The sequence below is a fragment of the Streptomyces sp. HUAS CB01 genome (genome assembly GCF_030406905.1).
Lineage (GTDB): Bacteria > Actinomycetota > Actinomycetes > Streptomycetales > Streptomycetaceae > Streptomyces > Streptomyces chengbuensis.
Genome location: NZ_CP129137.1, coordinates 6,657,066 through 6,671,359, shown reverse-complemented (window position 1 = coordinate 6,671,359; position 14,294 = coordinate 6,657,066). Strand labels below are relative to the sequence as shown.

At 68.2% G+C, this 14,294-nt stretch carries 8 protein-coding genes and 3 pseudogenes; 5 read left to right on the top strand and 6 right to left on the bottom strand.

The genetic code is table 11. The features are described 5' to 3' along the window. Positions 1–274: 274 nt before the first annotated feature. Positions 275–542: pseudogene (locus tag QRN89_RS29330) on the bottom strand (P-loop NTPase family protein); the annotation flags it as partial. A gap of 75 nt (positions 543–617) precedes the next feature. On the opposite strand from QRN89_RS29330, the gene QRN89_RS29325 reads away from it, so the two are divergent. Continuing rightward, positions 618–1,166, top strand: a complete 549-nt coding sequence (locus QRN89_RS29325; protein WP_290352432.1) for a GIY-YIG nuclease family protein — start codon at positions 618–620, stop codon at positions 1,164–1,166. Positions 1,167–1,246: 80 nt separating this feature from the next. Next, positions 1,247–2,719, top strand: coding sequence for a hypothetical protein (locus QRN89_RS29320; RefSeq protein ID WP_290352431.1), 1,473 nt, complete (start codon positions 1,247–1,249; stop codon positions 2,717–2,719). A 50-nt stretch (positions 2,720–2,769) separates the two neighbouring features. Here QRN89_RS29320 and QRN89_RS29315 read toward each other — a convergent pair whose 3' ends face one another. Next, positions 2,770–5,700, bottom strand: coding sequence for a putative dsRNA-binding protein (locus QRN89_RS29315; RefSeq protein ID WP_290352430.1), 2,931 nt, complete (start codon positions 5,698–5,700; stop codon positions 2,770–2,772). 954 nt (positions 5,701–6,654) lie between these two features. On the opposite strand from QRN89_RS29315, the gene QRN89_RS29310 reads away from it, so the two are divergent. Then, positions 6,655–7,365 carry a hypothetical protein gene (locus QRN89_RS29310; RefSeq protein ID WP_290352429.1) on the top strand — a complete coding sequence of 237 codons (711 nt, stop codon included), beginning with the start codon at positions 6,655–6,657 and terminating at the stop codon, positions 7,363–7,365. A gap of 24 nt (positions 7,366–7,389) precedes the next feature. Next, positions 7,390–7,593, top strand: a pseudogene (locus tag QRN89_RS29305) (transposase); the annotation flags it as partial. Between the two features lie 68 nt (positions 7,594–7,661). On the opposite strand, the gene QRN89_RS29300 reads toward QRN89_RS29305, so the two are convergent. From QRN89_RS29300 to istA, 3 genes are all read right to left on the bottom strand, one after another. Continuing rightward, a complete protein-coding gene (locus tag QRN89_RS29300) occupies positions 7,662–8,141 on the bottom strand; it encodes a hypothetical protein (protein WP_290349015.1) in 480 nt (159 codons plus the stop codon). Between the two features lie 66 nt (positions 8,142–8,207). Beyond that, on the bottom strand, positions 8,208–8,984 hold the full coding sequence (gene istB / locus QRN89_RS29295; RefSeq protein ID WP_290349016.1) for an IS21-like element helper ATPase IstB: 777 nt from the start codon (positions 8,982–8,984) through the stop codon (positions 8,208–8,210). Continuing rightward, positions 8,981–10,573 (bottom strand): IS21 family transposase, encoded by a 1,593-nt coding sequence (gene istA / locus QRN89_RS29290; protein ID WP_290349017.1) that lies wholly within the window; start codon positions 10,571–10,573, stop codon positions 8,981–8,983. Before istA ends, istB begins: the two co-directional genes overlap by 4 nt. Before the next feature lie 330 nt (positions 10,574–10,903). On the opposite strand from istA, the pseudogene QRN89_RS35640 reads away from it, so the two are divergent. Further along, positions 10,904–11,277: pseudogene (locus QRN89_RS35640) on the top strand (transposase); the annotation flags it as partial. Between the two features lie 237 nt (positions 11,278–11,514). Here QRN89_RS35640 and QRN89_RS29275 read toward each other — a convergent pair. Then, entirely contained in the window at positions 11,515–14,277 is a 2,763-nt protein-coding gene (locus tag QRN89_RS29275) for an AfsR/SARP family transcriptional regulator (RefSeq protein WP_290352427.1), read from the bottom strand. Positions 14,278–14,294: the final 17 nt, after the last annotated feature.

The window sequence follows — 14,294 nt, the reverse complement described above, 5'->3', positions numbered from 1 at the left end:
GTGGATGGTCACCAATCCCTCCTCCTCGCCCCGAGCTCAGCTGGGGCGGGGGCGCAACGCAGCGGGAAATCACCGGCTTACCAAACCGGTGCTTCTCTCCGTCACGTAGAGGCCCCCGCCGCCCTCTGCCCGCAGCACAGAGACCCACTGATGATGAGGTACCCACGCAATGGGAGCGATGCGGTCACCGCCTGCCCAGTGAGTCCTGACTCCCTTACGGACAATGAGTCTTACGGCCCGGGGACCACAAGCCTCCTATAGGCGCCCCTAGGCGTCACCGGCCACCAAACGGCTCCTCGCGCCTGCCCTGTTCGACGATGCGCCCGGCCTCCATGACGAGGATAATGTCCCCGTAGCGGATGGTCGACAGCCGGTGGGCGATGACGACGCCGGTGCGGCCGGTGCGCAGGTCGGCCATGGCGTGGTGGATCAGCACTTCGGTGCGGGTGTCGACGGACGACGTGGCCTCGTCTAGGACAAGGATCGACGGCTGGATGAGGACCGCGCGGGCGAGTGAGCAGTTGGCGTTCGCCCGCACTGAGGCGCCTTTCTGATCAAGCTGCGGGGTGGCACCGCAGGCGGTGACATATCCGCACCGTCGCGCCTAGGGTGCGTTCATGCTCGACGACGCGACCGTTCAGCAGGCCACAGCCGATCTACTCTCCACACCGCACCCCCTTAGCCGCGCGACTATCGCCCTGCCCACGACCGCAGGGGTGTACGCCTGGTGGGCACCGCCCGAGATCCTGACCTCCTTCCCCGGGCCGGTCAACTCGGGCGATGCTGGACGGCGACTGCTCTACCTCGGCAAGGCCAGCCGGCTGCGCTCCCGCGTCGCCTCCAACCACCTGAGGGACTCCGGACGGTCTACCCTGCGTCGAACTCTGGCCGGACTCCTCATGGCCGCCGAGAGCTACCGCACCACCTGGACCGACCGCGTCGTCCTGGTTCCCGAGGACGAGCAGCGCCTCACCCACTGGATGCACCACCACCTCACCCTCACCTGGACCGAGCACCCCGAACCGGTCCCGCTGGAGAAGGAACTGATCTCCCAACTGCGCCCGCCGCTGAACGTCGAGGGAACGGAGCATGGCGACTCCCAGGACCGTGTCAAACAGGCACGAGCCTTCTACTACGCCAGTGCCGGCCCCCGACCGGACAAGTAGCCGGCGTTCGCGGAGCGGCCCGCAGACGCAGGACCTACGGAGAGGGACCGCCAGGTCATCATCCGCAGACGCCCAGTCTGGTGACGGAGGACGAATACCGCCAGCGCATCCGGCGGCATCGTCCCAGCTCACTGTTGCCTCTGATCGCCGCTGCGGCGGCGCGCTACAGCATCCCCGAGCGGCCGCAGCCCCGGCTGAAAAGCCCCTCTCTGAAGTACACGCCGTGGGCGCTGGCTGACGCGGCCCGTGTCCGCCTGGCCTACGGCACCGAGCGCGATCTGCTGGAGATCCTGGCCGCGTACTCCAGCCTGAAGGAACCGACCCTGCATGGCACCGACGAGGACGCGGTCCGCCTGAGGGACTTCCTGATGCGCCTGGGCGGCGAACAGATGGCCTTCCAAGCCCCGGAGTTCGCCAGTCTCGCCCGCACCGCGGCGCTGTACCTACACACACCGTTCCCCGCACACCGCCAGCCCCGCTGCATGGTCCCCGGCTGGGACACCGAGGTGTTTGGCTGCCCGCTGTCCGACTACGTCGGCACCGCGCAACTGCTCTGGGGATGCGCACTGTTGAACGCCGGGCGTTTCGATCCCGCGCTCTACGACAGCCCGGACGGGGAAAAGTTCGACCGCACCGTCAGCCGGGACACCGCCCTACGCGTCATCGAACGGCACTTCGCTACCGACGTGGCCTCCGTCAAAGCAGCCGAGAAGCACACCACGCAGAACCTAGCGAGAGTGGCCGGCGGCAAAGCGGCCCAACTGCGGCGCTTCACGTACAACCCGCTGCTCGGCCGGCCCGCGGTCACCGGCTTCGGACCCGGCCTGCTGTGCCCCTCCCACCAGCTGGTCTGGCGCAAAGCGACTCCGTCCGGCATCTACCACGCAGGACGCGAGCACTTCGGACCCGACTTCCTGCAGGAGACCGGCTACCTCTTCGAGGAGTACGTCGGCCGCCAGCTCCGCCTGATACCGGACGCCGATGTCATCTCGGAGATCACGTACCGGGTCAAGGGGAACGAACTGCAAAGCGTCGACTGGTTCGTCGTCTTCGACGAGCTGGTGCTGCTCGTGGAGGTCAAGTCCATGATGCCGACCGAGAACGCGCGCCTCGGCCTGGAACTTGGCGTCGCCGAGACCGACAGCAAACTCGCCCGCGCTTTCCGCCAGGTCAACGCCGCCTCGGCCCAGATCGACCAGCGCCACCCGGCATTCGCCGAAATTCCGACCGACCGTCCACGCCAGGCACTGATCGTCACCCTTGAACCGTTCCCCGTCGCCAACGCCAACCTCCCCCACCTCAACCTGCCCACCGCCGGCATCCCGACAACGGTCGTCGCAGCCCACGAAGTCGAACGCCTGGTGACCCTCACCGACACCACACCCAGCTCTCTACTCCTGGACCGGGCGGCCGGCCTCGGGCGCTCCACCTGGGCGCTCAACGAATGCCTGAACGGGCACGAGAACTCCCTCAACCCGATCCTCGTCCAGGGATGGGCGTCCTACCCTTGGGCCAGCGGCCGACTGGAACCGGGGCCGAGGGCCGTCCTCTGAGCTGTGGCGACGGGGCAGTTGGGGCCGGTGGCCTGGCTCGCGGAGCGGGCTCACGAGTACGGCTGCACGACCTGTGCTCCTATTGGCCCGTCGGCGACCTCCCTGGTGAGCCTCCGCCGGTCAAGAGGCACGGAGACGTAGGCATCCATGCCCGCTGTGGCCAGGGGATGGATGGGAGCCGTCTCAAGATCGCCGTGCAGGCGCAGCAGTACATGGTCGTCCCCGACCAGGCAGTCGGTGAACGGAAGGGTGCGGGACAGGAGGCGGGCGAAATCGTCGCACGCCGCTCGGATGTCCACCTTGTCGAGGCCGAGCCAGACGTGCAGCGTGCCGTCCTGAACCGTCAGCTCGACGTCGATGCGGGTGCCAGCTGCCTCGGCGGCTTCGCCGCACCACGTCAGGGTCTCGTCCAGCACGCCCAGGTGGACGGGAAGCGGGCGGAAGACGTCCTGACGCATGTCATCGCGGACCGTGACGCCGGTGGCCGGGGCCTGGTCCCGCCACCAGTCCTGCACGATGTCTCGGACCGAGGCGGCCTGCGGCCCGCTGCTCAACGCGCGCCGTACAGCGTCCGTCGCGTTTCGCCGGACTACGCTCGCGGCGTCGAGTCCGGGGTCTGCGGCCATGCGGCGCAGGAGCGAGTCGGGCCCGATGCGCGTGTCGGCGAGGACCTTCCGGTAAAGCTCGCGCAGCGCGTCCGGTACGGCCGGGCCGTCCGGCCCTAGCAGGAGGCGGACGCGTTCTGCCCAAATAAGAAACGCCTCGGTATCGCCGGTGGTGAGGAGGTCGGTGCCGAGGTCGCCGCGGGCGAGCATCCGGGCGCGCTGCCGTTCCGTCGGCCGGCCCAGGCCATCGAGCTGGGCCCGCAGGAGGAAGACGAGCAGGTCCCGTTCCGGGACGGGAAGATCGTCGACAGCACCGTTGACGGGAGTGGCGAGGATGTCGAGGACGGCCTCGGCGGTCGCCTTCTTCGCCTCCGGCTTTCCGGCGGTTCTGGGCAGACGCTCGGTCCACTGATGGACCCGGCCCTGAGCGTCCTGCAGCCTGATCGTGGCGGTGAAGCTCTTCAGGTGGTCTGGCCCCGAGACGTCGTACGTGTACCCGTGGTCGATGCCGTACGTGGTGGCCATGGCGGCGAGGACGGTCACCGGGTCGTGCTGGTGTTCCAGGCCGGAGAGCCAGTCGTCGAGGACGGCGGGCCGGCGCCCAAGCAGCCGAGGCCCGTGGACGCGCCAGGCCGCGGCGACGACTGCCTGGGCGGCGTCCGACACCGCTGTGCGGCCTTGTCCGCTCTCACCGCGGCTCGTCAGCAGCCCTTCCGCGAGCTGGAGGGTCGCACCGAGCCGGGCGGTGTCGTCGTCAGATGCGGTGAGGATGCGCGCCTCGTCCTCGTCGGGGGTGAGGCCGTGCGCGAGGGCCTGGTGGACGCGGACGTGGGCGGCGAGGTAGTCCAGCACGTGCGAGCCGTGGTGGGCGAGGAGATGGTTGTCGCGCTGGCGGGCGGCGGTCGCCGCTGCCGGGTTCTCGTGGACCCAGGAGGCATGTGTGAGGGCCTGGGCAAGGAGCCCGTCCGCACGGTGCCCGAGCTCGAACATGGCCGCCAGGTCGCTCACGGCGTCCCGGTGCCGGTTGCCCGGCTGCGCGTACGGCAGCGGCGACGCGGCCGGCAGGGTCGCGGGTGCCGCCTTCCGCTCGGCGCCCGCCGCCGCGGCCACCTGCGGGTATGCATCGAGCAGTGCTCGTGCCGCCGCAGCCCGCGCCGCCTTCTTGGACTGGCCGCTGCCTTCCGCCCTGCGGCCGGTTCCGGTGCGGACGGCGGCGTGGAAGACCTTGCGGTGGTCCGGACCCTCCTCGTCGTATTCGTAGGTCAGTCCTTCCTTGTGGAAGGCCGTATGCGCCAGAGTGACGGGATCGGCACCCGTCTCCGCGGATGGGCGGTCGAGGTCGGGCCACACGGAGGCGACCAGCCGCCGGGCGACCTCGTGCTCGCCCCAGAGGCTGAGCACGCCGAGGATCTGCCGGGCCACTCCTTCGAAGACGGACCGGGCGGGCTGCTGCGCCTCCCCCGCGCCCATGCGCACCAGCCCCTGCTTGGCAGCCCACGCGCCGAGCGCAAGGTCGGCGGCGGCACGACGCCGGGCGTGTTCACTCGACTGTTCGCCCGCCTTCCGAGGGGTCGCCCATCGCGCGTAGGCGTCGAGAAGAATCACGTCGAGCGTGGTGGCGCCGAGCCGGTCGAGCAGGCCGAGCACGTGCGGTGTGACCTGGGCGGCGTGGTGGCTCTCGTAGAGATGACTGCGGTGTTCGGCGGCCAGGCCGAGCCAGGCGGTGACCTCGGGGCCGGCATCCCTTCCGCGCACGGCCTTCCCCACGACCTCGCGGACCTCTTGCCCGTACGTGCCCACCAGCGACACGGGCGGCTCGCACAGTGCCGGGTTCGTGACGTCGCGGACGTCGAGCCGCCGTTCGGCGCGGGAGTAGGGCCGGACCGGCTCGGGCGACGGACGCTGTCCGGTCACGGGCGGGGCCGACCTCGCGGGCCGGGACGGGCGGGCGGCTTCGGGGGGTGTGGTCCGGCCCCGGCGGGTGGACGCCGAGCGCTGGTGGGCAGGACGCGAGTCGGTGCACCGAGGGGCCGCCTGCACGCTCCGCCCGCCGGTCGGCGGTGTGCCGAACCTGCCGTCCAGGAGGTTCTTGAGTTCGTTGGTGAGCCAGGAGGGCAGTCCTGTCGGGGGGTGGCCGCCGTCGAAGAAGTCGCCGGCCAGGTCGACGCAGTACGCGTACCGCTCCCACTCGTGATGGCGCGCGTGTTCCTGACCGAGCGTGCGCAGCGCCGACCGCATCCGCGCGTACGGCACCGTCTGACCGGCCAGCTGGTACGACGTCCGGTTCCGCGCGGCATCGATGGCGAGCGCGATGCGGTGCACGGGTGTCGGTGGCGCGGTCTCGCGCAGCGACACGATGCCGACCCAGCGGTTCATGGCCCTCCCCCTGACGGGTGACGCGGCCTGCCCGGCCCCGGCACGCGCTCCCGGGTAGCGTCGGTGCGCTGTCCCGGTGCTTGCGTACGGGCGGCGGCCTGCCCCCGGTCCTGCTGTCCCTCCTCCCGCCGCTCCTCACGACCCGGTGATCACGGCGGCACTGGCCCGTCAGCGTAGGCCGCCGGACGCGGGTTCGGGAAGGGTTACATCGCGGGCAAGGGGTGAAGCCGGTGGGCCCCACCGCCTGCCGCTACTGGTGCCGTCCGCCGCTCCACCACCGGCGCCGCTACGCGGGATAGTGGTTGCGGCGGATTCACTGGCGTCGCGCCGGTTCGACAGCCACCAAGGTCCGCAGCCGGGCGACAGTGACACGCGTGACCGAGCCAGCTGTGGCGGTACACCCACTTGTTTTCGATCACCTGAACGCCCCGGTATCTGCGGAATTTGACGTACCGCCCGAGACGCGGTGTCCTGCGTCCATGACCAGGAACACGAGTGGCAGCGGCCCTGCCGCCACCCCCGCCAGTGACTTCGAACTCGGCTGCGGCAAGGCTCACTTGCGGATGGGTAACGTCACGGAGCGAGTCCAACTAGTGCTTGCTACAACGCTCCTTGCTGCCGTCCTCGGGACCGTGGCCATCAACGCATTGGTTGTGGCGCGAACCCCTCGCCTGTGACGGTTGCAGGGGCAGCCCGTCAAGGGTTTGGCGGGTGGCAGCCCTCGCCAGCGTCGCAGGAAGCGGTCTTGCCAATTGACTCAAGTCCCGATGATGACCCTCCGGACAACCGGGCACCGAGCAGGGGAAGGGGGACGGCATCCTCGGTATCGGCTCCCTTTCAAGATGCGTTCGGCGGACCACGAGCACTTCGGCGTCCAACGATGTGGCCGACTTCCTGTCGACTGTGATCAGCTCTCAGCTGACAAGGACAGGCCGCACGGTCTTCAATGGCGTCGTGGCCACGCCGATACCCATACCCCCGCCCCCGCCCGCCACCCTGGAGATGATCTCGGGTAGCGCTGCTCTGGACGAAGTCCTGGCGTGTCTACGCGCACGGCGGCCGGTGTTCCATTCCGAGGCCGATCTCCAGCACAGTTTCGCCCTCGCGGTTGGAGAGGTCGCGCCAGAGGTCAGGTGTCGTCTTGAGGTTCCGGTGCGCGGGAGCAACGCCTCGGAGTACCTGGACCTACTGTGCCTAGGGCCGGTGGGCCGTACGGCAATCGAGTTCAAGTACGTGACCCGGCAGTGGTCGGGCACAGCGGGGACGCCGCCCGAGGAGTACGCCTTGCGCGGACACAACGCGCCGGACGTCGCGCGCAGGGACTTCCTGCGGGACATAGGAAGACTGGAACGCTTCTGCAACCGCGAGGACCAAAACGGGCTTGCCCTGCTCGTCACAAACGAGGCGGCTCTGTGGCGTCCCAGGCAACGCAAGATGCCCACCAGGGACGAGGAGTTCCGCATCCACCACGGCCGCGAACTGAGCGGAACCTTGCTGTGGGCCGGCGGTTCCTTCCCGGACAACACCCGAGTTCTGCGAGGCGCCTACACGCTCGCCTGGCGTCCGTACACCCAGTTTGAGGGCCCAAGTAGCGAATTCCGCTACCTCGCGGTGTTCATCACTCCAAACCCAGCACGGCCCCAGTCGTCACACGAGGCGCCATGAACAAACTCCCTAGCATGCGCCCAGCTCAACGGCCTGCTCCGGCAGCTGCTGCGGGAGAAGGAAGGACGGGAGAGCGAGCCTTCAGTGTGCGTGATCGATGCCCAGAGCGTGAAGACCTCGACCAGCGTCCCAGCCTCCGGTCAGGGCATCGACGCGGGCAAGAAGATCGTTGGCAGGAAGCGGAGCATCGTCACCGACACGCTCGGCCCTCTCCTCGGCGTGCTGGTGTGGACGATCACGTAATTCCCGGGGGCTGGGATCACGGGGATCCCGAGCTCCCCGGGTGATGGTCCGCGTCAGAGGCGGGGTTCGAGTCGGACGAGCCGCACTGGCTCTGCGTCGAGCAGGGATTCGTCGATCACCTCAATGGCGACCTCGTCGTTCCCGCCCTTCGGCAGGTGAAGCGTGATCAGGTAGTCGCGGAGAGCCTCTCGGATCCGCTGCGGGAGCGTCGCGAAGTCAGGGATCTCCGCCGGGTCCGCCGACAGACGCAGGTGCGCCTCGCGGGGCGCATCGATGCCGGTGACCGACACGTCGACCACGCCGTGAAGACCGGCCTCCATGAGGGCCTTTCGGGCGGAGTCGCGCAGCGCGGTGGCGGCCAGGAACTGCAGGACCTGGTCGCGTCCGAAGGCGGGCGCGACGGCCCGGGCGATCTCCTTCGCGGAGACTCCCTTGCGGGACGCGCTCGTCATGGCGGCGACGAGGAGCCTGCGCTCGCCGAGGAAGTTGTCCCGGATAGCCGTCAGGTCGGTGATCGTGTCCTTGGTGTCCATGAACACCAGGATGTGGCCTGAATTCAGGACGGTCAAGTTCCAGGGCGTCCTGAATTCAGTCCATCGCTACTTTGCTGTGGGCTTCTTCTCGGGTCTGTCCGCTGGGGTGCGGGGCCGCTTGTTGGGCCGGTAGCTGGGCCCGTTCATGATGACTTGGTGGCTGGTGTTGATCAGCCGGTCCAGCAGAGACTCGGCGACGACCGGATTGGGGAACAGCGGATACCAGTCCGAGGGCGCTCGGTTGCTGGTGATGATCAGTGAGCGTCCCTGGCGTTCGGAGACGAGTTCGTAGAGGTCGTCCGCTTGCGGCGCGGTCATCTGCCTCATGGCGAAGTCGTCGAGGATGAGGACGTCGGGCCGGATCAGCTCGCGCAGGCGCTTCTCCCAGGTGCGGTCCGCGTGGCCGCCGGCGAGCTCAGCCAGGATCCGGCTGGTCTTGGCGAAGCGGACGTTGGCGCCCTGGCGGACCGCGAGGTGGCCGAGGGCCTGAGCGATATGCGTTTTTCCTACTCCGACCGGGCCAAACAAGATCACCGACTCGCCGGCATGGAGCCAGCGCAGGGCGGACAGGTCTCGGATCTGGGCCGCGGGCAGCTTGGAGGACGCCGAGAAGTCGAACTCCTCCAGCGTGACCTGCTGCTCGAACTTCGCGCGCTGGAGGCGCCGTTGGAAGGCGACGGTCTCGCGGCGGGTGATCTCGTCCTGACACAGCACCTGCAGGAAGTCCAGGTGGCCCAGTTCCCCGCCATGGGCCTGGGAGAGCCGGGCGTCCAGGGTCTCCAGCATCCCTGACAGCCGCAGGGCCTTCAGTGACTCGCGCAGAGCGTTGCTCGTGGGGTTCATCGGGCGTCCTCCCGCGCGTCGTGGACCTGGTCGTCGAGTTCGGCGTCGTTCGCGTCGGTCGTCGTGTCGGCGGCGAACAGCCGGGCCGGGCCGTGCAGGAAGGCGGCGGCACCCGCGTCGCCGGTCTCCGGCTCGGGATCGGTCTCAGTGCCGGCGACCAGGATGCCCTTGACCGTCCGATACGAAGGGTCGCCGACGGCGATCGCTTTCGCGCAGGCCGCCTCCAGTCTGTGGTCCCCGTACTTCTTCCGCAGGCCGAGGACCCCTTGGGCGGCCCGGAGCCGATAGAGCGCGTTGACCTCCAGGAGCCCGTCGATCAGCTCTCGGCAGGCGTCGCCGACCTCGGATGCCTGGGTGCGGCACCAGACCGGGGTCCGCATCTGGAACGCGATCTTCTCCGGCGGGTAGTCGTTCTTGTCGGTGCGTTTGCCCTGTTCGAGTGCGGCATGCGTCTTGACCAGTTCCCCGTCCAGGAACACCTGCACCATCGTCGCGGTCGAGCGGACGTCAACACGCCGGCCGATCAGCTTCCACGGCACCGAATACAAGGTGCGGCCGGCCTTGATGTGGATGTCGGGGCCGACCGTGGCGGTCGACCAGCGCGCGAGGGTGAACCGGGACTGCGGCAGCGGCAGCAGCATCTGGGCCTCGACCGCTTCGAACACCGAGACCGGCGAGGCACCGCCCAACGGCCGGCACTCGCGGCGGCCGGCCACGTTCCGGGCCCATTCCACAGCCTCGGCCTGCATGTGTTCGAGTGAGACGAACTCCCGCCCGGCCCACCAGGAGTCCCTGATGTAGGGCATCTGGCGCTCAACCCGCGGCTTGTCCTTCGGTTTGACAGCGCGAGCCGGGTCCACCAACGTCCCGTAGTGCGCGGCCAGTTCGGCGTAGGCACGATTGATCTTCGGGTCGTAGAGGTCGGGTTTGTCGACGCCGGTTTTCAAGTTGTCCGGCACCAGCCGCCGCGGGACACCGCCGAAGAAGTCGAACGCTGCGACGTGGGCCTCGGTCCAGGCGTGCTGGTCCATGCTCAGCACCGGGCGCACGAACATGTGCCGCGAGCAGGGCAGCACCATGACGAACGCCCAGACGCGGTGGCGTTTGCCCGTGCGGGGATTGATCCACTGCCCGAGGAACCCGTAGTCGATCTGGGCCTCGGAACCCGGCTCGACCTCCTCTCGCAGCACCGTGACGCGCGCCCGGTCGGCCTGTTCGGGCATCGTGGCCCGGACCCAGCGCCGGAAGGTGGCCACCGACACCGTCAGACCGCGCTCGTCGCGAAGCCGCTGGTGGATCGTGGACATGTTGACCGTGCCCAGCAGGTCCTTGACGAAGTCGCGGTGCGGATCGATCTCGCCCCAGGTGATCTGCCGCAGCCTGCGGTCGGTCATCTCCGGGAACCAGCCCTTGATGAGCTTGGACCAGTCCTCCTCGGCCATCGGCGGGCCGCCCGGCACGATTCCGGACCGCTCGGCCGGCCGCAGGTACTTCCTCACCGTCTTCGGGTCCACCCCCAGCGACGTCGCGACCTCGGTCTTGGACCGTCCCGCGTACCAGTGGACGAAGATCTCGGTGATGTCGACCACGACGAATGTCCTCCTTGCCATCCGGCTGCCCATCGGCCCGTCAGAAACCGCTGGAGGCGTCAGGGATGGTGATCGCCGTACTTCGCGACCCTGTCCCCGTTGACCCGAGGCCGTGCTACCCATCGGGATCAAGAACGTGCCGATGAAGACAAGAACCAGCCCCCAAACCACCCGCGAGAGCGCACTCAACCTCGGGAACCGGAGAACCCGTGTATGCCGCCCACTGCGGCGGGACGAACGACAAGGGGGTGGGGAATTATTTGATCGCGATCATGAAATCGGCGGGAAAAACTTGATCGCCGACAGCTGGTCACCGAACCGAGCGTGTAGGACTCCATCGCCGGCGCCCGGCTCCTGGACCAGGTCACCGCCGACCACCCCGGGATCCGCGAGGTCTGGGTCGACGGCGGCTACCGTCGGCACCTCGTCGAGCACGCCGCGAGCCTCGGCATCGACATGGAAATCACCGCTCGCAAGCCCGGGATTAGGGGTTTCACCCCGATCCCGAAACGGTGGGCGGTCGAGCGGACCTACAGCTGGCTCATGCTCCACCGCCGTCTCGCGCGTGACTACGAAACCCTTCCCAGCCGCTCCGCAGCCGTGATCCACATCGCCGTGACCGACCTCATGGCCCGCCGTCTCGCCGGCGAGAACACGTCTCCTGGCGCGACCCGATGAGCCGCGAAACATCCATTACGGGATGAATCGTCGGACGAAAACGACCTCTCAGCCAATCAGACCGCCTGGCCAGCGACGCAACACATCTGACACTCCATCAGAAGAGGCGTTACGAGCGCCATTTCAGCGTCAAGATCGCCCGTAACGCCCACACCCCACATAATGCGCACGCACGAAACCCCAGGTCAGGCACCCTTCGCGACCGTTCAAGGATCGCCACGCACTCCACGTGATGGGTCATCGGAAGGATGTCGAAATGACTTTCATTGTGACTGCCTCGTGCCCGTTCTGGGGGCGATGAGGACCTGGGTGCCCGGGTCAGGTTTGAGGCCGATGTCGGTGAGCTGGCGGTTGAGGCGGTCGTAGACGCAGCGGGCGGCGTCATGGCGGTGTGCGGCTTGGTAGAGGCGGATGGTGTGCTGTGCAAGGCGTTCTCGATCGGGGTGAAGCGTGCAGAGGCGCTCCAGGAGGTCGAGGACGGCGTCGCGGTTGGGTGGTTCGGCGCCTGTCTGCTCGGTTGCGCGGGCTAGTCGGATTGCCGCGTCGGTGGCTTGGGTGGAGGCATTTTCGCGGATCGCGTCTGCCCAGAGGTAGTCGGCGCCTTGAGCGAAGGGGCCTCGGTAGTGGTTGAGGACGTCTCGAAGGGCCGGTAGAAGGGCGCTGCTTACTGGAGCATGAGCGGGTGCAGCGAAGGCGTCTTTGACGTGCTTGGTGAAGTCGGCGAGGTCGGTCTCCACCAGATCGGGGTGAAGTTTGTGAAGTTCGCCTTGGCGGAGGATGAATTCCTGTGTCGTGATTCCGGTGGCGGCGCGGAGGGTTCGGCGGACGGCGCGGCGTAAGTTCTTCAGCGCGTTTTGCTCGGTGCCCGGCTTGATGTGGAGTTTGTCGGCGATGTCGTGTGAGAGCAGTCCCGTGGGGTGGGCGGCGAGGAGCGCGAGGAATTCTCGGGCTTCGCTGCGCAGGTTGGTGCCGATGGGGCCCTCGTGTCCTCGGGCGTAGAGGGTGACGGGGCCGAGGACGTGGATGCGTACCGGCTTGGTCGGGGTCGGTGACTGCGGAGGTTCGGCCGTCTGGGAGGGCGGGAGTCGGGGCTGCTCCTCTTCTTCGGGCTCGTCAGAGATGTCTGTCTCCTGAGGTTCGGCGGGCTTGGTGGGGTTGGGGAGGACGCGGAGGCGTGTGCGCTGGCCGTGGGCGGTGAGGATGACATCGGTGACGTCGCGGGCGGCTTCTGGGGTGAGGTGGAACAGTTGGAGAGGGTGAGTTCCTGACTTCATTCCTTCCGGGGTTGTGGTGGTGCCGTTCTGAGCGATGTGCCAGGTGGCTGCGGCGGGTAGTGAGGCATCCAGGTTGAGCACGATCAAGGTTTTGGCGTCGCTGCGGGCTGCCAGGGCCTGGAGCTGCTCGGTGTGGGCGGCATCTGGGACGGTGATCAGCAGCAGTGTCCCGGGGGTACTGACGTTGTCAGCGAGGGGTTCGCTGGCTGATTCATGTTCGTCCCGGGCCCGCGCGTGGGCGATGAGGTGGTGTTCGGCCAGCTGGATGGCTTGTGTCAGGTCACGGCTCTGGGTAAGGGCGGTGAATTGGGTGGGCAGGCCGGGGAGGAGGCGCTCCGCGAGGGCTCGTTGGATGACTGCGGTGGTGTGGGCTGGGTCGGGGCGGGTGCGTTCGGCGGCGGTGAGGATTCCGATGAGGAGGGCTCGGGTGGCCGCGTCGGCCCCGGGTCCGGTCCAGGCGATTCCGCCGGGGGTGGCGAGTTCCTCGAGCGGGACCTCTGTGTTGTCGCGGATGCCGATGGTGACTGCGCCGGGGTGACTCGGCTTCTGAGGTGGTGTGCGGCGGGTGATCAGCGCGTCGGGGTCTGGTTCGGGTGCTGGCTGGCTTGCCACCTGTGCGGCTTGTGCGGCTCTGTCGATGAGTGGGCTGAGGGCGGGTAGGTCGTTGCTCTCGTCCCCACGATCTCGGTTCTTGTGCCAGTACCAGTAGCGCCGGGCAGCCAGGAGGCCGGCTGCCGTGGTGATGCCGATGAGGCTCGCTGTGCCGAGGTCGACGGTTGCGGGTCTCGGTAGCGATTGATCCTTCCGTTCCGTGGCGGGTGGCTTCTCGGGCTGCTTATGCAGCGGGCCTGTGTGGGGGTGTGTTCCGTGGTTGAGGCCGGGACGGATGGTTCCGGCTGGTGTAGGCGTCTCTGCGGTCGGCGTGTTGTGGGGTGCGTTTGGTCGTTGCCCTGCTGACGATGTGGGCATCGATGGCGGGATGGAGCCTGTTGCGGGAATGGTTAGCTTCCAGCCGGGAGTGATCCGGTCGGGGTCGGTGAGCTTCGCGCCGTCGCCTTGGACGAGCTGTTTGTTGGCGGCGTAGATGCGGGGCCATTTGAGGGCGTCACCGAGATAGGTATCCGCTAGGTCCCAGAGGGTGTCGCCTTCGACAACCGTGTGCTCGGTGTGCGGTTGCTCCCGCGGCGGCCCTGGCAGGAGCTGCTCACCAGGTGTTTGCTTCTCCGTGGACGTCCCAGGTTCAGGTGCTTGTGCGGCCGCGAGGTGCAGTGGGGCGGTGACGACTGCCTGTGACGGGGCTGATTCCCCGTAAACGGCTGATTGGGGCATCCCGTGGGGGTGCGGGCGCAAGATGCTGAGCAGTGCGACGACGAAGGTGCCGATGCACAGGGCCGCAAGGGAGCGTCGCAGGGTCAACCCTGCCAGGTGCTCGTGGTGGGCGTGGCGGTCGCGAATGAGCTGGGGCAGGTGCGTGGCGTACCAGAGGGCTTCGCGTATGGCGGAGGAGGCAAAGGCGGCCCAGCAGGCCCACCCGATGAGTGCGAGGAGCTCGATCATCATCGGGTCGCTGACGGGTTCGGCCAAGCGGTCGGCGAAGTCGTGCCAGGAGGTGACGCGCTCGGGCCAGGGGAAGCCAGCTGCTTGCCACAGGATCCAAGGCATTCCGGCCAGGAGGGTGAGTGCGATCAGGAGCGCGCCTGCCGCGGTGAGAGCGGCGCGCAGCCTGGTGCGCGGGAAGGAGGGGGAGGTCATCTCCGGGGGGTTCTTCC